The organism is Arthrobacter sp. BI5 (genome assembly GCF_056680065.1).
Genome location: NZ_CM155264.1, coordinates 1,381,551 through 1,403,639 on the forward strand (window position 1 = coordinate 1,381,551; position 22,089 = coordinate 1,403,639).

Below are 22,089 nucleotides of genomic sequence, written 5' to 3' on the forward strand. Positions count from 1 at the left end.
CTATTGCGCCGGACGGTTTGGAACGTCGGCGTCCCATGTCAGGTCTGCGCCCTCATTCAATGGCAGCGCTTCGATGGCGGGGTCCCGCACTAGTGCCGATACGAGTTCATGACTGCCGGCGACCACCGTGGAGTCGAAGTCAATTTCGGTCACCATGACCCAGCTTCTGTCTGCCGGCCATAGGATGCTCGGTGACTGCGGGAATTGTGGGGAATGGTGCCAGGGCACTTGATCCACCCACGCGGTGTGACGGTAAAACTGTGGCGCGGCATCGAACAGGTAATAGTCGCGGCCCGGCAGGGTCAGTGTCTCGCCTTTGATCACCTCCGATGGCAGCAGGCCGCGACCGAGATCCGTGTCCAGCGCGGCGGCGGAAGTATTCTCCACGGGCGTCGAGTCGTCCGAAAAAGTGAGCTGGGCATAGCCGATGGAGCTTGTAAGTCCTCCCCATCCTTCCCAAATGGCGGTCACACCCTCGTTTGGCGTGGACGTATGTTCACAGAGACGGGCAACCAGTGCTGCCAGTATGTTCGGTGCGAGGTTGCCGGTTAGGGGTTCAGCGTAGCGCCAGCCTTCGCTGTCGAAGAGTTCCTGCCCGTTCGGTAGTTGCCCACGAATTCGGTGGAATTGGGCCAATGGGTGCATCTTGGTCCCGACAGCACCCGCCACCTCAGACCAGCGGACCTGTTGCTCGACGAGGGGGAAGACGCCTGCTCGGGAATGTCCGTGCCAGGAACCGGTGTCCTTGGGGCGGTCCCGGGTCGCCGGATGGAAGATTCTGGCGTAGGCGGGGAAGCCCCGTGGCACCACGACATGCATGTCATGCCACACGGGATCCACCAGAGGCTTCAGCCATTCACCGGGCGCAGCATTGGGCAACGATTCCATGGCGCCAGCCTAATAGTCGGCGCGGGGCAAGCACTGGGAAAGGTTGCGAAACGCGGCCGGATTGAAGCTGGCGCGACCCTGTGAGGGCGCCCGTCCGCGCCGGCAATGTTGACAAGACCGAGGACGCGAGCGGTGCTAGGGTCCTGGAATGACTTTGCGACTTGGGGTGTACGGAGACAGCATTTCCACGGGTTGGCGGGGGATTTCCCACGTCGGCAAGCGGTGGACGTCCATTGTGAGCCGGAACCTTGGGTTGGAGGAGCACAATTTCGCCGTCAACGGCCTGGGATTTCTTACCAAGCGCGACACCGACGCATTCGAAAAGCATCCGCTGGACATGGTGATTGACGCCGACCCACACATCGCTCTGATTGCGCTCGGTGCCAACGACTACCCGCAATTGCCTGACAACGATGACCAACTCCGTCGGACCATCATCCAGGACATGTCGAGGCTGCGCGATTCACTCCCGGATTCCCAGGTGCTCGTCGTAGAGCCCTACTGGCCTTTCCGGGAAGAACCGCCTCGAATCCGCCGCGTCTTTGATCTCCATGCAGAGTGCGCCGAGGAAACAGGTCTGCCGTTCCTGTTGGCCCAGTACGGCGTCTTCGCCGACGATCCCACGCCGTTCTTCTACCCGGAACCGGACCAGATCCACCCGAACGATCTCGGCCACGCCAAGCTGGCGGAGGTCATGACGGAAGCACTCGAACCATACGTCGCCAAGGCCCGGGCCGCCGGCTGACTCACCTCCGGGGTGCTGCCGCCTGATCACACCTTCACCAATCGATGGCGTCCTATTCCGGGCATTGAATGCCACCAGAAGCACAACACTCCGAAACACCGCGATCACCCGGTCTAGTTCTCTCGTCTGCGCGCCAGATGTCGTGCGAATAAGCGAACGGATATGCCGACACCGATTCCTGTGGGAACCATATACAGCACGCCCGACCGCGGGAAAAGCTGACCCAAGACGGCCCCGACGACTGCCGCGGAAATTACTATGACGAGGATGATGAGTGTTAGCTTCAGGTCGCTCACTGTTGCTTCCCCTTTGCAGTCGTGTCACCCCAGGCCGTATCCGACAGTGCGACGCTACGGGTACCGCGTAGAAACGCCCCCAAAAAGCTGGCAATCCCGAGTTTAGCTCCGGTTGCGACGCAGAGCCCCTATATCAGCGCCACGCTCAATGACGAGGAGATCGCCAAGGCCGGCCCGGCCGATTGGCGCAAGTTGGCCTAAGAACTGCGACTGCGGTGAGGCGTCATCCATGGGTAGTGATGGAGAATCGGTGCATGGTCAGCACAGTTCATGGTGACGGTTTCGTGGTTCAAGTGGGGAGCCACTCGCGAGCTGAGCTCACACACTTACTGCACGCAGCGGACGTCATGCTCAATGTTCACGCCGAGACGTTGCTCGACCACCCCGCCTTCGACGCTCCAGAGGCTCGAAGCATACGAATCGTGGAACGACAGGTGGGGGAGCTTGGCTTTGAGCGTGGCGCCATTCAGTCACGGGTCTTCACCGCGGCGAGGAACCAAGGGCTCGAACTTTGCCCCGTGGTGACGGGCCCTTACCTCCGATTGGCGATTACGGAGCAGCCCAACGCGCCGGACTCCGTCCTGTCCGCAGGCCGCGCCCCGACCGGAGCGATCCACGTCGCCTCCGAACCGCTGAGCAAGGGCGTGGAGTAGCCCAAGGGTTTCTACCTCCGTGTCGTGGATGGGCGGCCGTGGCTAAGGGGCTATCGGTGCGATGACACATACGTGTGGGCGCCAGAACAGCGGCTCGCGTTCGTGTTGCCCTAGAGATGCAAAACCTGCCCGGTAGGGTTCCGGTCATGGCCCGAACGCGAAGACAACCCACCAAGACCGCAGTCATCTGGGTCGCTGTTACTTGTGCACTGATAATTACCGGTCAACTCTTTACGATCAGCGGAACCCGCGGCACGCACATTTTGTCCTGGGCCCTCATTGGCTGCACAGTGCTTCTCTTCATCACTGTATTAATCTCGTACCTCCGCAAGGCTAGACGCGAAGATCCTCCGCCGGGCAAGCAGGGAAATGCGAAGAATATTCGGGATTGACCCTCAACTAGGTAGAGACGGGAGAGTGCATACATGGAGAACGAATTGCTCGGCATCGGCCGGCTGGCAGCACTCAGCGGGCTGCCAGTGAGCGCCCTGCGCTTCTACGACGGCGCCGGTGTTTTGCCGCCGTCGGTGGTCGACCCTTCCTCTGGGTATCGCTTCTATCATCCGAGTCAGGTGGTTCACGCCCGGCTGGCGGCGCACCTGCGGCGGGTAGGCCTTCCGCTGGATGACATCCGGACGATCCTGGCCGAACCTTCCCAGGCTCGGCCGATCGTGGCAGCTCATCTCGGACGGCTGGAAGCAGGCCTGGCCGACGCCCGCAGGGAGATCTCCATCGTTCATCAACTACTAGAACACCAGGAGATCACCATGACCCGATGCACGCTGGCTGCCGCCGAACTCATTCGAGCGCTCGGAGAAGTTCGGTATGCCATCAGTGACGACCCAGAACAGCCGCGCCTGAATGGGGTGTTCCTCGACGGCGAGCCCGGCCGGTTGCGTGTGGTTGCTACGGACCGGTACCGACTCGCCGCCAGCACGGTACCCATGTCGCAGCAGGCCGAACTGCATGTGCTTCTGCCCACGGCAGCGGTTAACGAATTGCTCGCCGGTAACCACACGGGATTCCTGGACGTCGTCGTTACCGGCGACACGATCACCTTGACCGGTGATGCCGGCACCATCCATGCGGAGCTCGCCGACGTCGACTTCCCGTCGTATCGCAGCTGGCTCGGCCTCGGCAACCGCGAAGTCCCCGTGGATGCCGCTGCGTTGAGAGCCGCACTAACTGCGGGTACGACCGAGACCTTCACTCGAGACAACGACGGCGTCGCTTACGACGTCAGCCGACTCAGCATCACTTCAAGGGGGGTCGAGGTCGGCTCATCCGACGACCCCGACGCGCTGGTCATCGGGGTGAACCGCGCGTTCCTCCTGGAGGCGCTCGGCACCGGCAGCCAGCTCACCCTCGGTCTGGACGATCCGATTGCGCCGCTGGCCATCCGTAACCCGGACCGAGACGGCACCCTGTCGATCCTCATGCCTGTCCGCCTCGATCAGCCGGTCTGAGTCCAACGCCTCTACTTGCCCGCCGTGGGACGCGCCAAATTGTCGTCCGGCGCGTCCCAGTTCGCGGTCTGTGCCCAACTGGGGAACGCGGTGATCCGGGATCCGAAGCACGGCCACTCGGGCCGGTGCGTCCAGGTTCCCGATACGAAGGCATAGGCTCGGACAATGAATGAAACCCTGGAGCTGCGGCGGCATGGAGATCTCAGCAGGAGGGAACTTGCGGCCCTGGAAGTGCTTTTCGACAGTGAGTACCTAAGCGACCACGGCCGGTGGGATCCCGACGCGCCGTACGGCTACTCGCCGGCGGATTTCCATGTGTTGGCGTTCCGGGGGTCTGAACTGGCGGCGCACGTGGGCTTTCAGCGTCGGGTGATTTCGGTAGGCGCCAGCGACATCCTTGTGGCTGGCGCAGGAGGCGTGCTGGTGGATCTACGCTTTCGAGGTCTTGGCCTCGGCAGCCGAGCGATGCGTCACGCCCAAGTGGCGATGCGCGACGAAGCCGGAGCCGACTTTGGTCTCCTCGGATGTCGAAAAGAGGTGGTCCCCTTCTACGCGTCGGCGGGATGGGTTCAGGTGCGTGCCACTGAACGGTGTCTGTCCCGAGCGGACCAGAGCTCGGTCATCGTGTCCGAAGGAGGGCCAACGCTTATCTGCTCGTCGACCCGCGACGCGAGCGAGTGGCCGAACGGCGACATCGATCTGCGAGGCACACCCTGGTGATCTCAAGACCCGAAGCTGAACGTGACTCGGGTGGATGGCCGGGCCCCCGCCGACTCGTTCGACGCCGATCCTAACCGATCGCCTCTTCAGCGCCGGCTCCAACGCCCAGCCTCGCCCGGAGCAACCTCCCAAGGTTGCCGACACGGCAAGTGCCCGACGGCGGGATCGGGTTACGCACGCGTCGGAGACGAACGACTCTTCAGCCGAGCCAAGGGAATCCCGTAGGCATGGCAGAAGCGCGGCCGGACACGGCCTCGAAGTCGTGGAGCGCCGGAGTGAGCGGCAGGTCTTGGGGTTCAACTGCTATTTCGGCCAGGACAGGAACAGGCTCGGTGCTAATGAACTGGCACTCGGTAATCGGGCCAAGAACGGGATCCGTGTAGCTGGGCATCCTTGTGAAACTGTTCCGCGGAAGAACGTAGACCACCCCCGCCCTGGTTGGAGCCTGGCCGTCCTCGGTTGCAGCGTACGAGAGGAAGATCCGCCGTTCGGACCATCCTCCGGCCACGGCGCCTGGATAGAAGCAGGCGTTCAGGAAACGTCGGCATGCCGATGAACGGATCGCGTACGCGACCGCCCAGGACGGGTCCTCAGTCGCGTAGACGGCGGTCGTCTTGGAAAACTCGTCAGGGCTGGAGTCGACTGGCGCCCTTGGGGCAAGCAACGTTAGGCCCGGTGTCTGCGACCCGTGCAGCACGAATTCGTTGCTTGCGACAAGTTTGGCAAGGCGAGTCCAGGTCCTGCCCCCTTCGGACGGAGCGGGCACGTGCCAGGTGTATGCATCCACGCGACAAACGCTAGCAGCGCCGCGTTCGGACCGGCGTGGAGGCGACCGGATCCGATGGCTGACTGCTCTAATGATCAGATGACGCCAAAGAACCTCACTGCGCCAGCGAAGGTAAGCCCGGGCGATCGCGTTGCGATACTCTCCCCGGCATTTGCCGCACCAGCTGTCTCAGAAGCCGTTCATGAACAGGCGATGAAGCGCTTGACGGAGATCACCGGGTTGATCTCGGTCGAGTACCCGACCACCCGGCAACTGGGTGCAAGCGCCCAGGCGCGGGCCGCTGACATCACTGCGGCGTTCGCCGATCCAACGATCCGGGCCGTACTTGCGACCATCGGCGGTGACGACCAGATCACCGTCATCAAACACCTCGACGCCGCTGTCATCGCCGACAACCCGAAGCCGTTCCTCGGCTACAGCGACAACACGAACCTGCACAACTTCTTGTGGGGCCTCGGGATTTCCAGCTTCTACGGCGGTTCCACGCAGGTACACCTGGGCGCAGGCCCACGCGTGGATGACGTGCACCTGGCCTCGCTTCGCGCCGCACTCATCGAGGGCGGAACCATAGAGTTAGCCGATCCTGGCGAGTCGGAAGACTACGGCATCCCTTGGACGGACCCCCGCGCTCTGACCCGGTTCGGTGACCGTGAAGCGACGGAGCCTTGGTCCTGGTCGGGTCCCAAGGAGGTTGTGGAAGGACGGTCGTGGGGCGGTTGCCTGGAGGTCATTGACCAGATTGCGATGGCTGACCGGATGCCGGCTGTGGCCGACCTCGAAGGGGCGATCCTGCTCTTCGAAACCAGCGAGGAGCTGCCAGCCGCAGACGAAGTGCGGAGATGGGTGCGGGCGCTGGGCGAAAGGGGAATCCTTGAGACCGCCGCCGGCGTGCTGGCCGCCCGCCCGCCGGTAAGCTGCCTCGGGGAACCGGTCCCGGCGGCGGAAGAACGAGCCCGGCTCAGGGCAGAACAGCGGGAGGCGATCATCGAACAGGTCAGCGCGTACAACCCGAACGCCGTCGTCTGCGTCGGAGTTCCCTTCGGCCACACCCGACCCCAATGGATCCTTCCCCACGGCGGACTGATCCGACTCGACGGAATCGCCCAAACAGTTACCGCTGACTACCGCTGAGGCGCCCCGCGACGCAGCCCCTTGCCGGCAGCCGCCGTCGCAGCATGCCCGGCTCAGCCCGCCAGCACGTCCTGGCGTTCGGCGACCTCGGCGCGGACCGCCGCCAGCACGGCCTGCACCGGCGCCGAACGCAGCGATTCGGCCCGCGCCACTGCCCAGATCGGCAGCTGCCGCTGGAAATCGTCCGGCAGCACGGGCACGAACCCGGGTTTGCCGACGACGAGGAAGTTGGGCAGCAGCCCGATCCCGGCGGCCCGGCGGACGGCCTCCAGCTGGGCGAAGATGCTGGTGGCCTGGAAGCTGGACCGCGGCATCGGCAGCTGGGTGGAGCGGTGGCCGAGTTCGGCGACTTGCAGTGCAGACTCCACGTAGGAGACGAAGCCGTGCTGCCGGACGTCGTCGAGCGTCCCGGGCAGCCCGTGCTCACGCGCGTACTCCGGGCTCGCGTACAGCCGCAGGAAGTAGTTGGACAGGAAAATGGTCTGCGCGTTGCTGACCTCCATGTTGCCGACCACCACCTCAAGGTCCACCCCGGAGCGGTTCTGGCTGACCTTGCGGGTGGCGCTGAGCATCTCCACGTTCAGCAACGGATGCTGCTGCTGCAGCCGGACCAGGGCCGGGGCGACGAATTCCGCGCCGAAGCCGTCCGGGGTGCTGATCCGGACCAGACCGGAGAGCACGTCCTCGGTCCGGGCGATCCGGCCGGACAGGGCGCCCAGGGTGGCTTCGATCGCCTCGGCGGCCGCCACCGCCTGGGACCCGAGCTCGGTGAGCTCCCAGCCGTGCGGGCTGCGCTCCAGCGTCCGGCCGCCCAGCTGCTTGTCCAACGCCAGGATCCGGCGCGAGATTGTGGTGTGCGTGGTGCCCAGGGTCTCCGCGACCGCGTTGAACCGGCCCAGCCGGGCCACGGTCAGCAGGATCAGCAGGTCGTCCGGACTGGGAAGCCGTTTCAAGTCCACCCTTGGCCTTTCCTAGCAGCGCACGTCGTCGGACCAATGTGCATCACTGCACATGGCATCTTCACTTTTTCCCCTTGATTGCACTGTAACAGGGTGTGATGGTTGACACGGAAAGGTCCGGCAACTGCGCCGGACACAATGCAAAGCAAAGGAGCTTATGCCATGGCAGTTGTCGCCTGGATTGGACTGGGAAACATGGGCGGGTCCATGTCCGTGAACCTCGCCACAGCCGGAAACGAGGTCCGCGGCTTCGACCTCAACCCCGAGGCCGTGGCGGCAGCCGAGGCCGGGGGAGTCAAGCCCGCCGGCAGCATCGCCGAGGCAGTGAAAGGCGCCGACGTCGTCTTCACCATGCTCCCCAAGGGCGAGCACGCCCGGGCCGTCTACCTCGGCGAAGACGGCGTGCTGGCCCACGCCGACACAAGCACCCTGCTGGTGGACTCCTCCACCATCGATATCGCGTCGGCTCAGGCCCTGCACGACGCCGCCGCGGAGGCCGGCTTCCGCTTTGTGGACGCACCCGTCTCGGGCGGCATGAGCGGCGCCAAGGCCGCCACCCTGACCTTCATGGTCGGCGGGGAAGCCGGCGCCGTCGCCGACGCCACCGAATACATCCGCCCGATGGCCGCCAACATCATCCCCACCGGCGGCGCCACCACCGGCCAGGCCGCCAAGATCTGCAACAACCTGATGCTCTTCATCAACCTCGCCTCCACCGCCGAGGGAGCAGTCCTCGCGGACCGCCTGGGCCTGGACAAGCAGGTCTTCTGGGACATCGCCTCCGTCTCCTCCGGCGACAGCTGGGCGCTGCGCACCTGGTACCCGGTGGCCGGCGTCGTTCCCACCGCCGCGTCCAACAACGACTTCGCGCCGACGTTCACCGCCGAGCTGGCCAACAAGGACATCGGCCTGGCCATCAGCGCCGCCCGCGATACCAACACACCGCTGGAGATCGGCGAGCACGTCCAGCAGCTTTTCCAGCGCCTCATCGACGGCGGCCAGTCCGGCACGGACTGCTCGGCCATCGTCAAACTGGTCGACGGCTCGTTCGAGTCCGCCAAGTAGCCCCCAAACCTTTTAGAAAGAGATCCTCCCCATGGAACGCATTCCGCACCTCATCAACGGCGCCCTCGTGTCGGACGCCGAGCGCTACGGCCCCGTCTTCAACCCCGCCACCGGCGAGCAGGAAAAGGAAGTGGCGCTCGCCTCCGCCGCCCGGGTCGAGGAAGCCATCGCCGCCGCCCGCGCCGCGCTGCCCGGCTGGCGCGCCACCAGCCTGGCCAAGCGCACCAGCATCTTCTTCAAGGTCCGCGAGCTTCTGATGCAGCGCCGGCCCGAACTGGCCGCCCTGCTGACCAGCGAACACGGCAAGGTCCTCTCCGACGCCGAGGGCGAGATCACCCGCGGCCTGGAAAACATCGAATTCGCCACCGGCCTGTCCCACGCGCTCAAGGGCGAACGCTCCGAGCAGGTCTCCGGCGGCGTCGACGTCCACTCCGTCCGGCAGCCGGTCGGTGTTGTCGCCTGCATTACGCCGTTCAATTTCCCGGCCATGGTGCCGCTCTGGATGATTGGCAGCGCCCTGGCCTGCGGCAACACCGTGCTGCTCAAGCCGAGCGAAAAGGACCCCTCCTCCGCCGTCTTCATCGCCCAGGTCTTCGCCGAGGCTGGCCTGCCCGACGGCGTCCTCAACGTCGTCCACGGCGACAAGGAAGCCGTGGACGTGCTGCTTGAGCACCCGGACGTGAAGGCCGTCAGCTTTGTTGGCTCGACGCCGATCGCGCAGTCGATCTACAAGCGCGCCGCGGACCACGGCAAGCGCGTCCAGGCACTCGGCGGCGCCAAGAACCACATGGTGGTGCTTCCGGACGCGGACCTGGAGATGGCCGCCGACGCCGCCGTCTCCGCCGCCTACGGCTCCGCTGGCGAGCGCTGCATGGCCGTCAGCGTCCTGGTGGCAGTCGGGAACATCGCGGACGAGCTTGTGGACGCGATAAAGACCCGGATGGCCACCCTCAAGATCGGCCCCGGCACCGACCCCGCCTCCCAGATGGGCCCGCTGATCACCGCCGACCACCGCGACAAGGTGGCCTCCTATGTGGCCGGCGCCGCTGACGAGGGCGCCTCCGTGGTGGTGGACGGCCGCGAACAGGAGTTCGACTCCAACGGCTTCTTCATCGGCGTCAGCCTGATCGACCACGTCAAGCCCGGCATGAAGGTCTACGACGATGAGATCTTCGGCCCCGTGCTCTCGGTGGTCCGCGTCGAGAGCTACGCCGACGCCGTGAAGCTGGTCAACGACAACGAGTTCGGCAACGGCGTGGCGATCTTCACCCGCGACGGCGGCGCTGCCCGGCAGTTCGAGTTCGACGTCGAGGCCGGCATGGTGGGCGTCAACGTGCCCATCCCGGTGCCGGTGGGGACCTTCTCCTTCGGCGGGTGGAAGAACTCGCTCTTCGGCGACACCCACATGTACGGCCCGGAAAGCATCCGCTTCTACACCCGCGGCAAGGTGGTCACCACCCGCTGGCCGGATCCCTCCACCTCGGTGATCGACCTCGGTTTCCCGCAGGTCGACTAGGGCTGCCGCCGCCTAGCCCTTCATGATCTCCGCGCGCTGGGCCATGTAATCCTCCATGGCGAGCTCGCCGTTGCTGTACTTCTGGTCCAGCTCGGCGAGCTTGCGTGCGCGGTAGCCCTGCGGCCCCGACGGCGCCGGCGGAACCTCCGGGACGGGAGTCGGCGAAGGAGCGGGCGCCTGGGACTGGGCCGGCTGCTGCCAGGGCTGCTGCCACTGCTGTCCGGTGGGCTGCGGCGGGTTGTTCAGGTATTCCGGGCTGTCCTCATACGGGACGGGGTACTGCTGGTTCGCGGGCGGCTGGTTGGCCGGGGGCCGCGGGGCGCCCAGCTGGCCGAAGCCGCCGAAGTAGTCCCGCTGGGTGAATCCGTCCCGGGGCTGGTTGCTCTGCTGGCCGGGGTACTGGCCGGGAAACTGCCCCGGGAACTGGCCCGGCAGGCCCGGGTCCTGGTTTCGTCCGCGGACGGATTTCCGGTACAGGCGCATCGCCGCCGGAACCAGGAAGGACAACAGGATGATCCAAAAGAAAATACTCACGGTACCGGGCCTCTCAAAAGGTGTCTTTCCAGCTTAACGCGCACGCCCCGCCCCGGGTGCCGGGAAAGGCGGGGAGGGTTGCCGGGTCGGATGCCTGGCCGGCTTCGCCCGGGCCGTTCAGGACCGCAACGCGTCCTCGGCGCCGGGCGGGCCCTCACCCGAGCCGAGCGGCACGCCGGGGCCGAACACCGGTCCGGCCAGCGGACGCTTGGCCGTGATCCCGTCGCCGGAGGAGCGGTGCCGGAGCCGGCGGACCACCCACGGGACAAAGTGCTCCCGGGCCCAGATCAGGTCCCCGGTGCGGGCCTCCCGCCAGCTGCGCTGCGGCAGCGGCTTGGGGGAGAGGGGCTCCAGGGTGTGCTGCACATTCAGCGAATCCAGCACCATGGCCGCGATTGTGTGGTGGCCCAGCGGCGAGAAGTGCAGCCGGTCCGCGTCCCACATCTGCGGATCGTTGAGCTGACGCAGTGACCACATGTCCGCGATGACGGCGTCGTGCCGGGCGGCCACGGTGCGCAGGTTCTCGTTGTAGATGGCCACCTTGCTGCGGATCCGGCCCAGCACCGAGGAGCCCGTGTCCGGGCCGTTGAACAGGACCACGGTGGCGCCGCCCATACTCAGGATCTGCACCACGGAGTCCAGCCGTTCGGCGAGGACATCGGGGTCCCCGCCGGGCCGGATCAAGTCGTTCCCGCCCGCGGAGAGGGTCACCAGGTCCGGCTTCAGGGACAGGCAATGGGCCAGTTGCTGGTCCACGATCTGTTGTAGCAGCCGGCCCCGGACGGCCAGGTTGGCGTAGGCGAAATCGTCGTGGCCGCGGCTCAGTTCCTCTGCCACCCGGTCCGCCCAGCCGCGGTGCCCGCCCGGGCTGGCCGGCTCGGGATCGCCGATGCCTTCCGTAAAGGAGTCGCCCATCGCGACGTAGCGGGTCCAGGGGTGGTTGACAGTCCGGTCCGGGAAATTCTCCATCGCTTCTGTTTCGCTCACCTTCATATCCTGCACTGTTCCCGCAAAGCGGCGCCACCGTAGCTTGTTACTCCTAGGTAACTGTAAGAATGGAGCCATGACTGAAGCCCCGTCCTTTCCCGCTGCCTTTCCCGCCCCCGTTGTCCTGTGGTCCCGGCCCGAGGAGGAGCGCGCCGGCAAGCCGCTGCTGGTGCTGCTGCACGGCTACGGAGCCAACGAACAGGATCTGCTCAGCCTGGCGGACATGCTGCCCGAGGAGTTTGTGGTGGCCTCGCTGCGTGCCCCGCTGGTCTCCGGACCGGGCTTCACCTGGTTCCCGCTGACCGCATCCATTGAGTATTCGCTCGACGCCGTCAAGCACGCCGCCGCCTACGCGCAGGACTGGATCGACTCGGCCAGGGCGAACCACCCCTCGGTCACCCTGCTCGGCTTCTCGATGGGCATGGCCATGGCCACCACGCTGCTGCGGCAGCGTCCGGACGGCTACGCCGCCGTCGTCGGCCTCTCCGGGTTCGCGGTCGACGCCGGCGGGGACCCCAGCTTCCGCGACGCGGAACTGGACGGAACAGTGCCGATGTTCTGGGGCCGCGACCAGCAGGACCCCGTCATCACGCCGGACAAGATCGAATTCACCATGGGCTGGGTGCGCAAGCACGTCAAGCTCACCAAGGTGCTCTACACCGGCATGTGGCACGGCATTAACCAGCAGGAGGTCGGCCACGTCGGCGAGTTCCTCACCCACGAGGTACTCAACAAATAAGCCCGGAGCGGCCGGCGCTGCCGGGAGCGGCTGCGCGCTGTCGGGCGCTGCCAGTGGCTGTTAGGCTCCGCTGGGGGTGATGATCCGGACGGTCTGCCCGTTCACCGTGACCGTGTCGCCGTGGTGGAGCTGGCGTCCGCGGCGGTCGTCAATCTCGCCGTTGACCTTGACCAGGCCGTTCTTGACCAGCTCGGCAGCCTCCACCCCGTCCTCGACCAGGTTGGCCAGCTTCAGCAGCTGGCCCAGCCGGATCATGTCGTCGCGGATGGGAATGTCTTCAATTTCCGGGTTGCTCATACAAGCAATAATGCCTGACCAAAGGTGGCACCAATGACCCACGCACCGCGGATCCCTCTGCCCGTCGGACTGCTCCTTGCCGTTGCGGCCGGACTCTTCGTCCCCGTCCAGGGCCGGATCAACGGCGCCCTCGGAAGCGTCCTGGCCGACGGCCTCGCCGCCGCGGTGGTCAGCTTCAGCGTCGGCCTGGCGCTGATGATCGTCGTCTCGCTGGTCCTGCCGAAGGGCCGTGCCGGGTTCGCCGAAGTCCTGCCGGCGCTGCGGGAGCGCCGCTTCCCGCGCTACTACGTGCTGGCCGGAGGCATCGGCGCGTTCTTCGTCTTCGCCCAGTCCTTCACGGTCGGGCTGCTCGGCGTCGCCTTGTTCACGGTCGCCGCGGTTACCGGGCAGACGCTCAGCGGACTGCTGGTGGACCGGATGGGGATCGGCCCGGCGGGCAAGAGGCCGGTCACCGGCATCCGCGTACTCGGCAGCGTGCTGACCGTCGCCGCCGTCGCCTGGGCCGTGTCGCCGCGCTTCGACGGCAGTGCGGCGGCCGGCGCAGGCGCGTCTTCCGGAGCGGAGGCCGGCCCGCTGCAACTGCTGCTGCCGGTGCTGCTGCCGGTTCTCGCCGGGTTCCTGATGAGTTTCCAGCAGGCGATGAACGGCACGGCCACCGTGAGCTACCGCACGCCCATCACCGCCACCCTGGTGAACTTCATCGCCGGCAGCGTGGTGCTGTGGCTCGCCTGGCTGATCAAACTGGCCATCGCCGGGCCCGGCCACGCTCTTCCTACAGAGTGGTGGTACTACCTTGGCGGCCCCATGGGCTGTATCTTCATCGGCGTCGCTGCCCTCCTGGTCCGCAGCCTGGGGGTCCTGATCACCGGGCTGGGCATGATCGCCGGGCAACTGCTGGGCTCACTCGGGCTCGACCTGGTGCTGCCCGCGCCCGGGACCGTCGTCGCGCTGCCCACCGTGCTGGGCACCCTGCTGACGCTGGCAGCCATTGTCCTGGCCAGCCTGCCCTGGTCCCGCGGGGCCCTGAAGCGATAGCAGCGCGGGTAGGCTAGGAGTTTGCATCACACCGTAAGCACTACCCCGCCCGGCAACCAGCCGGTGACCCGGGGCTGACAGCACGGACCGCACCCAGCGGCCCTGTAGAAATTGGAGTTCCCATGGCAGCAAAATCCGTACTCGACCAGATCATTTCCCTCGCAAAGCGACGGGGTTTCGTCTTCCAGGCCGGTGAAATCTACGGTGGCTCCCGTTCTGCCTGGGACTACGGCCCCCTCGGCGCCGAGCTGAAGGAAAACATCAAGCGCCAGTGGTGGCAGTCCGTGGTCCGCGGCCGCGAAGACGTCGTCGGCCTCGACTCCTCGGTGATCCTGCCCCGCCAGGTCTGGGAAGCCTCCGGCCACGTCGAGGTCTTCTCCGACCCGCTGGTCGAGTGCCTCTCCTGCCACAAGCGCTACCGCGCCGACCACCTCGAGGAAGAGTACGAGGAGAAGAAGGGCCGCCCCGCCGAGAACGGCCTCAAGGACATCGTCTGTGCCAACTGCGGTACCCGCGGCGAATGGACCGAGCCGCAGGAGTTCTCCGGCCTGCTCAAGACCTACCTGGGCCCGGTGGCCAGCGAAGAGGGCCTGCACTACCTGCGCCCCGAAACCGCGCAGGGCATCTTCGTGAACTTCAACAACGTGCTCACCACCTCCCGGAAGAAGCCGCCGTTCGGCATCGGCCAGATCGGCAAGTCCTTCCGCAACGAGATCACGCCGGGCAACTTCATCTTCCGCACCCGCGAGTTCGAGCAGATGGAGATGGAATTCTTCGTCGAGCCCGGCACCGACGAGCAGTGGCACGAGTACTGGATGAAGGAGCGCATGGCCTGGTACACCGGCCTGGGCATCCGCGAGGAGAACCTGCGCTTCTTCGAGCACCCGCTGGAGAAGCTCAGCCACTACTCCAAGGGCACCACGGACATCGAGTACCGCTTCGGTTTCCAGGGCTCCGAGTGGGGCGAGCTCGAGGGCATCGCCAACCGCACCGACTTCGACCTCTCCACGCACTCGAAGGCCTCCGGCCAGGACCTGAGCTACTTCAACCAGGCCACCAACGAGCGCTACACCCCGTACGTGATCGAGCCCGCCGCCGGCCTCACCCGTTCCTTCATGGCGTTCATGATCGACGCCTACACCGAGGACGAGGCACCCAACGCCAAGGGCGGCGTCGACGTCCGCACCGTGCTCAAGCTGGACCCGCGGCTGGCACCGGTCAAGGCGGCGGTGCTCCCGCTGAGCCGCAACGAGGACCTGTCCCCGAAGGCCAAGGACCTTGCCGCGCAGCTGCGCAGGAACTGGAACATCGAGTTCGACGACGCCGGCGCGATCGGCCGCCGCTACCGCCGGCAGGACGAGATCGGCACGCCGTTCTGCATCACGGTGGACTTCGACACGCTCGAGGACCAGGCCGTCACCATCCGTGAACGCGACACCATGAGCCAGGAACGCGTGTCCCTGGACAAGGTGGAGGGTTACCTGGCCGCACGGCTGATTGGCGCCTGAGCATGGCGATCGGATACCGCGAATGGCGCGAGGGCGACGACCTCGCCCTCCTGGAGATCTGGGGCGGGCCGGAAACGGACCAGGCCCGGCAGTTCCGCGGCACCCTCGCGCCCTCGGGCAACGCCCCCTGGCGCCGCTGCATCGTGGCCGAGGACGTCGTTGACGGCGTCGCCATCCCCGTCGCGGCCGGCGTGGTCCACGAGGCCTCGCTGCACCCGGAGCGCCTCTGGGTGTACGTGGAAGTCGCCCGCGACCACCGCCGGACCGGCATCGGCTCCACGCTGCTGGCCATGCTCCGGCACGAGGCCGGGCGTGCGCCGTCGGGCGTTTCCCGGCTCCGGACCAAGGTGGAGCCGGGCACGCCCGGCGCCGCCTTCGCCGAGGCGGCCGGCCTGGCCCCGATCCAGCGTTCCCGCCTGGTGGTTGTGGAGCCCGGTGCCCTGAAGCTCCCGGTCTTCGGCGACGGCTCCGAGGCCGCGGCGTCGGAGCAGGTGGAGGATCTGGCCACCGGCTCGGTGGAGCTGAGCGACGTCGTGGGCCGGTACTACACCGCCGTGCACCATTGGGACAGCCCCGGTGAGCTCAGCATCGCCACCGTGCAGCGGCTCTTCCTGGACGATTTGAGCGGCGCGCACGGCGCGATCGTACTGCGCGCGCCCAAGGCCAGTGCGTTCGGCGCGGGCGTGCCGGCCAGCAAGAAGGGCCGGCTCCAGGCGTTCGCGGTCAGCTACGCGCAGGGCGGCCCGGAGATGGGCGGCCCCGAAGAGGGCCACGCCACGAAGGCCGGCGATCCCTCGGACGTCTTCCTGGGCCACGACCCGGAGCTGTCCGACGACGAGGCGCAGGCCGCAGTCCGGGACCTGCTGGCGCTGATTGCGTACCAGTACCCGGTGCTGCTGGAACTGGACGATTCGATGACGGCCCTGCGCGCCGTCGTCGAGCCGCTGCTGGAGACCGGCAAGGCCCGGCAGGCCGGCGCGGACACGCTGATCGTCTCGGACCCCGCCTAAGCCCGTTAACGCAATTGACCCGCAGTTGTTGTCGCCTTGACGCGACAACAACTGCGGGTCAGTTGGCTTAAGCGGCGGCTAGGGGAGCACCGGCGGGACGAACTGGAACGTCATCCCGAGCAGCCAGACGAGCAACAGGACCACCGGCAGGTGGAACACGAACTGCAGGAACGTGAACCCGACCAGGTCCCGGGCGCGGAGCCTCAGCACCGCGAGCAACGGCAGCATAAAGAACGGGTTCACCAGGTTCGGCAGCGCCTCGGCGATGTTGTAGATCTGCACGGTCCAGCCGAGGTTCATCTGCACATCGGTGGCGGACTGCATCACGTAGGGCGCCTCGACGAGCCATTTGCCGCCGCCGGAGGGCACCAGCAGGCCCAGCACCGCCGTGTACAGCGCGATGACGACGGCGAAGCCGCCGCCGCTGCCGATCTCCGAGAAGAAACCGGCCAGGTGCGCGGAGATGGTCATCCCGCCGTTTCCGGTGGCCTTGGTGAGGATCGCGGCCATCGCCGCGTAGAGCGGGAACTGCACCAGGATGCCGGCGGTCGCCGGGACAGCCTTGGTCACGGCCTGCAGGAAGTTCCGCGGGGTGCCGTGCAGCACCAGGCCCAGGATGAGGAAGACCAGCAGGTAGCCGTTGAGGCTGCTGACGACGCTCAGGAACGGCTTGGTCAGGAACTGGGAGACCAGCCAGCCCAGGGTCAGGATCCCGGCGAGGACCGGCAGGATCCTGCTGTATTCAAGCCACTCGCCCGGCCGGGACCGCGGTGCCGGCTCGCTCGGTTCGTCGTCAAGGTCGACGCCGAGGTCCTCGGCGGTGCGGATCGCCCCGCCCTGCGGCGCCGAGAAGTGCGCGATCACCGCGGTGAGCGCCATCAGGATGACCAGGGTGAGCAGGGACTGCCAGGTGAAGATCGTGGTGCCGAAGTCCAGGATCCCGGTGATTTTCAGCAGGGCCGGCGGCAAGGAGGCCGCCGTCGCCTGCAGCTGCGCGGCGGAGGAGGACAGGCCGAGGGCCCAGACGGCGCCGAGGCCCATAAAGGCCGCCGCGCCGAGGGCCCGGTAGTCCACGGTGAGGTCCCTGCGGCGGGCGATGGCGCGGGCCAGCAGGCCGCCGAAAATCAGGCTCAGGCCCCAGTTCAGGAAGGAGACGGACATCGACATCAGGGCCACGAAGCTCACGGCGGTGCGGGCAGTGGCCGGGACGAGGGCCAGGCGGTTGATCAGGCGCGCCACCGGCGGGGACGTCGCCACGACGTAGCCGGTGAGCACCACCATGGCCATCTGCAGGGTGAAGGCGGTCAGGTCCCAGAAGCCGTTGCCGAACGAATCCGCGATGGACTGGGGTGAAGCGCCGATAGCCAGCGCTGCCAGGGCGATGATGATCACGCCGGCCAGGGCGAAGATGTAGGCGTCCGGGAACCACTTCTCGGTCCACGCCGCCATCCGTTGGGCTATCCGGGCGAGACCGCGTTCTTCGCCGATCCCGTGTTTGGTCAGGACTGTGTTTGCCACAGAGGGGTACCTCTCCATTGAGTGCGTTTTTGTACCCGATGGAGTGTAGCCAAGCCGCTGGGGTGAACCGGGCTTATCGGCGCCGGCTGCGCGCGCGCCGCGGACCTTCGGCCTGGTCCAGCCGCCGGCGTTCCTCCTCGGTGGGGGCGCCGCCGCCGAGCGCTGCGGGCATCCACCAGGCGCCCGGTTCGGGCGTGAGCGGGAAGTCGGCGATGCCGGCGTCGATCCCGCGCTGGAGCGCGTCGCGCAAGGCCTCCGTGGCGGCGGGGACGTCCAGCCCGGGGTCCGGGGTGAAGGGCTCGCCGACGTGGACCCGGACCGGTGCGCGCCAGGCGCGCAGCGGGGAGAAGCCGTGGTGCCGGGTCATGATCCGGTGCGCGCCCCAGACCGAGACGGGGATGACGGGCACCCCGGCCTCGGCGGCCATCCGCACCGCGCCGGTTTTGCACTCGCGCACCGTAAAGCTGCGGCTGACCCCGGCCTCGGGCAGGATCGCGATGTATTCCCCCTCGCGGAGCTTTTGCACGGCGGCGTCGTAGGCGTGCGCTCCGGTGTCATAGCCGACGACGACGTGCCCGGCGGCGCTGATGGCCGGCCCGGCGAACCAGTGGTCGGCAGCGCCTTGGGTGATCAGGAAGCGCATCTGGGCTTTGTTGTGCCGCCACAGCAGCAGCTCGGCGACGGCGAAATCGAGGTAGCCGAAATGGGTGATCGCGACGACGGCGCCCGTCCCCGGAGTGACCCGCCGCGAGCCGCCTTCCGGCTGCCTGTCCGGTTGCGCCGGGGGGAGGTGTTCGGCGCCTGTGACGATGACCCGGATCCGGAACAGCCAACGCAGCGCCTGGCCGGTGCGGACGATCATCCGGTAAAAGCGGTGGTTCGGCAGCGGCCTCCAGCCGCGTCCGGCCGCGGGCACGTCAGCGGCCGCCGGGCTGCTGCCGGCCCGGCTGCTGCGCCCGCGGCTGGCGGCGCGGCGGCCAGGGCAGGAAGCCGGAGGTCGATTCGACGTACTCCTTGTAGCCGGGCCGGGCGGACATGGCCTTCTCGGTCAGCGGCTTGCCGGTCTTGCCGGACAGTGTCCAGATCATCAGGGCGGGGGAGAGGATGGTCAGCACACCGGGCCAGGAATCCGCGGCGACGAGGAACAGCCCGGCCCACACGGCGGCATCCCCGAAGTAGTTCGGGTGCCGGGTGTAGCGCCAAAGCCCGGTGTCCAGGACGGTGCCGCGCCTGGCCGGATCCGCCTTGAACTGTGCCAGCTGCCAGTCGCCGACCGTCTCAAAGACGAAGCCGACAATCCACAGCAGGACGCCCAGCAGCGCCAGCCAGCCCAGGGCGCCGGTGCTGAACATGCCCACCTGGATGGTAAGCGAGACAAAGAACATCACGATGCCCTGCGGCAGGTACACCCGGCGCAGCGCGTAGGTGTTGCGGGAGCCCGGCGCCGAGGAGAGCATGTCCACGTAGCGCGGGTCTTCATGGCCGCCGCGGGCCCGGAGGCCGATGTGGACGGCCAGCCGGATGCCCCAGACAGCCACGAGGGCCAGCAGCAGCAGGCGGCGTCCGGCGTCGCCGTGGCCCGCGGACAGCAGCCAGGAGACCGCGGCCGCCACCACGAAGCCCAGCCCCCACACCGTGTCAATCACCGAGTGGCGGCTTTGGCGGACGGCGACGGCGAACGTCACCGCCAGCAGGGCCACCAGACCGAGCGCCACCCAGGGCAGGCTGGCCAGAAAAGCGTCCAGCGGGAAGGCCGGCATCAGAGCACCACGGGGAGGCCGGCCGCGGCGGGCAGAACCTGGCGGAGCGTATCCGTGCCGCGGAGTTCGGTGCCGGCGCGGCTGGCGAAGGAGTCCAGGATAAAACCGTTGGCCAGCGAGTTCCAGAGCCGGACCCGGCGGAACATGAAGTGGCCGGCGCCCGTGAGCGAGATGTAGTCGATCGAGGCGGCCACACCCTCCGCGCGCCGGGCAAAGGCCAGCGAGTTTTTGGGGCTGGTCCAGCGGTCCTCGGTGCCGTGCACGATCAGCACGCGGCGCCCGGCGACGGGTTCCACCGGGGTGGACCGGTCCAGCCAGGGGGCCAGTGCAACCACGGCTTGCACCTGCGGGTGGTCCGCGACACAGAGTGCCGTGAGGCCACCCATCGAGTGACCCAGCAGGTAGACAGGGACGCCGGGGTGCTCGCGGCTGATCTGGGCGAGTGCCCAGCGGGCGTCCTGGACAGGTGACATGTCCGGCCCGTTCCAGCCCCGGTACCGGTTCCGCAGGGTCCAGACGGCCAGTCCGTGCGGGCCGCCCTCGTTCCGGAGAGCCTGCGCGAAGGGCAGCATCCTGGCGGGGCTGAGGTGCCGTGCACGGACCGCCTCGAAGCTGTCCGCGCGGCCGCCGTGCAGCACCAGGGCGACGCCACGGGTTTCCCCGGATGCGTCGGCGATGCTGAGCTCGGCCCGGGCCGCCGGGCCGGCTCCGGCCGCCTGGTGCTCCCGGTCGTCTGTCATGCGTCTGGCCACGTTCGCGTCCTCCACCTCGTCTGGTCCCTGCAATTACCAACAATAAGTTGCCCGCAGGCGTTCCCGTCAGCCTCTACCCGCTGGTTTGCGCAGGTCTTCCCTCAGGACATTCGCAGCGGTGCCCCCGCGGGATGGGCGTGGCCCTCGGGGCGTGGCCCGGCCTCCTGCGGCAAACCCGAGACGCAACGGTCCGGACACCTTGACGCGGACCGGGCGGAGGAGTAGGCCTGTGTTCGTAAACCTCCGGGCGCCATGCCGGCTGGGAGCACAATTCACCGTCCGGGTCGGAAACCACGACGAAATCGACGGTACAGAAAATGGATGGAACCGACTTCGACAGCCTGCGCGGGCAAGTCCGCGGGCACGTCATCACGGCCGGCGACGCGGGCTATGACGAGGCGCGGGCAGTGCACAACGGCATGATCAACAAGCGGCCCGCAGCGGTGGTCCGCGTGTCCCAGGTGGCGGACGTGATCGCCGCCGTCAACTTCGCCCGGGAGAACAGCCTCGCGCTGGCCGTCCGCGGCGGCGGCCACAGCGGACCGGGCTTTGGCACGGCGGATGACGCGCTGGTCATCGACTTTGCCAACACCCGAGGCGTCCGGGTTGATCCGGCCGCCAAGACGGCCCGGACCGAGGCCGGCGCAACCTGGGCGGACTTTAATCACGCCACCCACGCCTTCGGGCTGGCGACCACCGGCGGCGTCGTCGGCTCCACCGGGGTGTCGGGGTTGACCCTCGGCGGAGGCATCGGGTACCTCGACCGGAAATACGGGCTCAGCTGCGACAACCTCATCTCGGCCGACGTCGTCACCGCGGACGGCAAATTCGTCACGGCGAGCGAGAGCGAGCATGACGATCTCTTCTGGGCGTTGCGCGGCGGCGGGGGGAACTTCGGCGTCGTGACCTCGCTGGAATTCCGCCTGCATCCCGTGGACATGGTCCACGCCGGGATCATCATCTTCCCGGGGGAGCACGCCGAAACCGTCGCGAAGTTCTACCGGGAACAACTCGCGGCAGCCCCGGAGGAGTTCGGCGCCTTCCTCGCCTTCCACCAGGGTCCGCCCGTCCCGTTCCTCCCTGAGCAGTGGCACGGAAAGCCGGTCTGCATAGTGGTCGGCATGTGGACCGGTGACCCCGCCGAGGGGCCAGCCCGGTGGCAGCCGTTCCTGGACGCGGCGCCAGTGGCCGGGTCGATGGTGGGCCCTATGCCGTATCCGGCCCTGAACTCGGCGTTCGACGGGATGTACCCCAAGGGGCTCCTGGCCTACTGGAAAGCGGCGTTCCTGTCCGAGCTCAACGACGGAGCCATCGACGCCCACCTGGACTACGGCCGCCGGGTGCCCAGCCTTCAGACCGCCGTGCACATTTACCCGATCGACGGGGCAGTGCACCGGGTGGGTGTCACGGACACGGCGTTTCCGAACCGGACAGCCAGGTTCTCCCCGGTGATCGCCTGCCATTGGGAGGACCCGGCGGACAGCGAAGCGAACATCGCCTGGGTGCGTGACTACGCAGCGGCGCTGCAGCCCTTCTCCGAGACCGCCGGCTACATCAACTTCATGGACGGCGATGACCAGGGCCGGGTCCCGGACAACTACGGCCCAAATTACGCCAGGCTGCGGGAGGTCAAGGCCACGTACGATCCGCAGAACCTGTTCCACGTCAACCAAAACATCGCGCCGGCCTAACCGACACCGCCGACGCACCCGACGCCGCCGAC

General features: G+C 67.2%; 21 protein-coding genes. 12 read left to right on the forward strand and 9 right to left on the reverse strand.

All coding sequences use genetic code 11. The features are described from left to right. Nucleotides 1-888 carry a hypothetical protein gene (locus AC1MED_RS06225; protein ID WP_479786036.1) on the reverse strand — a complete coding sequence of 296 codons (888 nt, stop codon included), beginning with the start codon at nt 886-888 and terminating at the stop codon, nt 1-3. Between the two features lie 148 nt (nt 889-1,036). Here AC1MED_RS06225 and AC1MED_RS06230 point away from each other — a divergent pair, with 148 nt between their 5' ends. From AC1MED_RS06230 to AC1MED_RS06250, 5 genes are all read left to right on the forward strand, one after another. Further along, the gene (locus tag AC1MED_RS06230; protein ID WP_479786037.1) at nt 1,037-1,633 is read left to right on the forward strand and encodes an SGNH/GDSL hydrolase family protein; all 597 of its coding nucleotides are present in this window, start codon (nt 1,037-1,039) and stop codon (nt 1,631-1,633) included. 643 nt (nt 1,634-2,276) lie between these two features. After that, complete coding sequence (locus AC1MED_RS06235; RefSeq protein ID WP_479786038.1) at nt 2,277-2,582, forward strand: hypothetical protein; 306 nt, start codon at nt 2,277-2,279, stop codon at nt 2,580-2,582. A 425-nt stretch (nt 2,583-3,007) separates the two neighbouring features. Next, entirely contained in the window at nt 3,008-4,048 is a 1,041-nt protein-coding gene (locus AC1MED_RS06240) for a DNA polymerase III subunit beta family protein (protein ID WP_479786040.1), read from the forward strand. 165 nt (nt 4,049-4,213) lie between these two features. Next, the gene (locus AC1MED_RS06245) at nt 4,214-4,768 is read left to right on the forward strand and encodes a GNAT family N-acetyltransferase (protein WP_479786042.1); all 555 of its coding nucleotides are present in this window, start codon (nt 4,214-4,216) and stop codon (nt 4,766-4,768) included. Nucleotides 4,769-5,633: 865 nt separating this feature from the next. Continuing rightward, nucleotides 5,634-6,686 carry a S66 family peptidase gene (locus tag AC1MED_RS06250; protein WP_479786043.1) on the forward strand — a complete coding sequence of 351 codons (1,053 nt, stop codon included), beginning with the start codon at nt 5,634-5,636 and terminating at the stop codon, nt 6,684-6,686. A 53-nt stretch (nt 6,687-6,739) separates the two neighbouring features. Here the strand turns inward: AC1MED_RS06250 and AC1MED_RS06255 are convergent, their stop codons facing one another. Continuing rightward, on the reverse strand, nt 6,740-7,639 hold the full coding sequence (locus AC1MED_RS06255; protein WP_479786045.1) for a LysR family transcriptional regulator: 900 nt from the start codon (nt 7,637-7,639) through the stop codon (nt 6,740-6,742). Nucleotides 7,640-7,807: 168 nt separating this feature from the next. On the opposite strand from AC1MED_RS06255, the gene mmsB reads away from it, so the two are divergent. Together mmsB and AC1MED_RS06265 are read left to right on the forward strand one after the other, a co-directional pair. Continuing rightward, on the forward strand, nt 7,808-8,710 hold the full coding sequence (gene mmsB, locus AC1MED_RS06260; RefSeq protein ID WP_479786046.1) for a 3-hydroxyisobutyrate dehydrogenase: 903 nt from the start codon (nt 7,808-7,810) through the stop codon (nt 8,708-8,710). A gap of 31 nt (nt 8,711-8,741) precedes the next feature. After that, nucleotides 8,742-10,226 (forward strand): CoA-acylating methylmalonate-semialdehyde dehydrogenase, encoded by a 1,485-nt coding sequence (locus tag AC1MED_RS06265; RefSeq protein WP_479786048.1) that lies wholly within the window; start codon nt 8,742-8,744, stop codon nt 10,224-10,226. Nucleotides 10,227-10,238: 12 nt separating this feature from the next. Here AC1MED_RS06265 and AC1MED_RS06270 read toward each other — a convergent pair whose 3' ends face one another. Continuing rightward, nucleotides 10,239-10,760 carry a hypothetical protein gene (locus AC1MED_RS06270; RefSeq protein WP_479786050.1) on the reverse strand — a complete coding sequence of 174 codons (522 nt, stop codon included), beginning with the start codon at nt 10,758-10,760 and terminating at the stop codon, nt 10,239-10,241. Between the two features lie 117 nt (nt 10,761-10,877). Further along, nucleotides 10,878-11,753 carry an SGNH/GDSL hydrolase family protein gene (locus tag AC1MED_RS06275; protein WP_479786051.1) on the reverse strand — a complete coding sequence of 292 codons (876 nt, stop codon included), beginning with the start codon at nt 11,751-11,753 and terminating at the stop codon, nt 10,878-10,880. A 70-nt stretch (nt 11,754-11,823) separates the two neighbouring features. On the opposite strand from AC1MED_RS06275, the gene AC1MED_RS06280 reads away from it, so the two are divergent. After that, nucleotides 11,824-12,486 carry an alpha/beta hydrolase gene (locus AC1MED_RS06280; RefSeq protein WP_479786052.1) on the forward strand — a complete coding sequence of 221 codons (663 nt, stop codon included), beginning with the start codon at nt 11,824-11,826 and terminating at the stop codon, nt 12,484-12,486. A gap of 60 nt (nt 12,487-12,546) precedes the next feature. On the opposite strand, the gene AC1MED_RS06285 is transcribed toward AC1MED_RS06280, so the two are convergent. Further along, the gene (locus AC1MED_RS06285) at nt 12,547-12,783 is read right to left on the reverse strand and encodes an RNA-binding S4 domain-containing protein (protein ID WP_479786054.1); all 237 of its coding nucleotides are present in this window, start codon (nt 12,781-12,783) and stop codon (nt 12,547-12,549) included. Nucleotides 12,784-12,816: 33 nt separating this feature from the next. On the opposite strand from AC1MED_RS06285, the gene AC1MED_RS06290 reads away from it, so the two are divergent. The 3 genes from AC1MED_RS06290 (at nt 12,817) to AC1MED_RS06300 (ending at nt 16,336) form a co-directional block, all read left to right on the forward strand. Further along, nucleotides 12,817-13,818: a DMT family transporter gene (locus tag AC1MED_RS06290; RefSeq protein WP_479786056.1), complete on the forward strand. Its 1,002-nt coding sequence runs from the start codon at nt 12,817-12,819 to the stop codon at nt 13,816-13,818. A 122-nt stretch (nt 13,819-13,940) separates the two neighbouring features. Next, the gene (locus AC1MED_RS06295; RefSeq protein ID WP_479786057.1) at nt 13,941-15,326 is read left to right on the forward strand and encodes a glycine--tRNA ligase; all 1,386 of its coding nucleotides are present in this window, start codon (nt 13,941-13,943) and stop codon (nt 15,324-15,326) included. Between the two features lie 2 nt (nt 15,327-15,328). Continuing rightward, on the forward strand, nt 15,329-16,336 hold the full coding sequence (locus tag AC1MED_RS06300; RefSeq protein ID WP_479786059.1) for a GNAT family N-acetyltransferase: 1,008 nt from the start codon (nt 15,329-15,331) through the stop codon (nt 16,334-16,336). A gap of 78 nt (nt 16,337-16,414) precedes the next feature. Here the strand turns inward: AC1MED_RS06300 and AC1MED_RS06305 are convergent, their stop codons facing one another. From AC1MED_RS06305 to AC1MED_RS06320, 4 genes are all read right to left on the reverse strand, one after another. Further along, nucleotides 16,415-17,854 (reverse strand): short-chain fatty acid transporter, encoded by a 1,440-nt coding sequence (locus AC1MED_RS06305; protein ID WP_479786062.1) that lies wholly within the window; start codon nt 17,852-17,854, stop codon nt 16,415-16,417. A 73-nt stretch (nt 17,855-17,927) separates the two neighbouring features. Further along, nucleotides 17,928-18,716, reverse strand: a complete 789-nt coding sequence (locus AC1MED_RS06310; protein ID WP_479786576.1) for a lysophospholipid acyltransferase family protein — start codon at nt 18,714-18,716, stop codon at nt 17,928-17,930. 55 nt (nt 18,717-18,771) lie between these two features. After that, complete coding sequence (locus AC1MED_RS06315; protein ID WP_479786063.1) at nt 18,772-19,614, reverse strand: DUF1295 domain-containing protein; 843 nt, start codon at nt 19,612-19,614, stop codon at nt 18,772-18,774. After that, nucleotides 19,614-20,354, reverse strand: a complete 741-nt coding sequence (locus AC1MED_RS06320) for an alpha/beta hydrolase (RefSeq protein WP_479786578.1) — start codon at nt 20,352-20,354, stop codon at nt 19,614-19,616. Before AC1MED_RS06320 ends, AC1MED_RS06315 begins: the two co-directional genes overlap by 1 nt. 329 nt (nt 20,355-20,683) lie before the next feature. Between AC1MED_RS06320 and AC1MED_RS06325 the strand changes: the two genes are divergently transcribed. Further along, nucleotides 20,684-22,057 (forward strand): FAD-binding oxidoreductase, encoded by a 1,374-nt coding sequence (locus AC1MED_RS06325; protein ID WP_346959246.1) that lies wholly within the window; start codon nt 20,684-20,686, stop codon nt 22,055-22,057. Nucleotides 22,058-22,089: the final 32 nt, after the last annotated feature.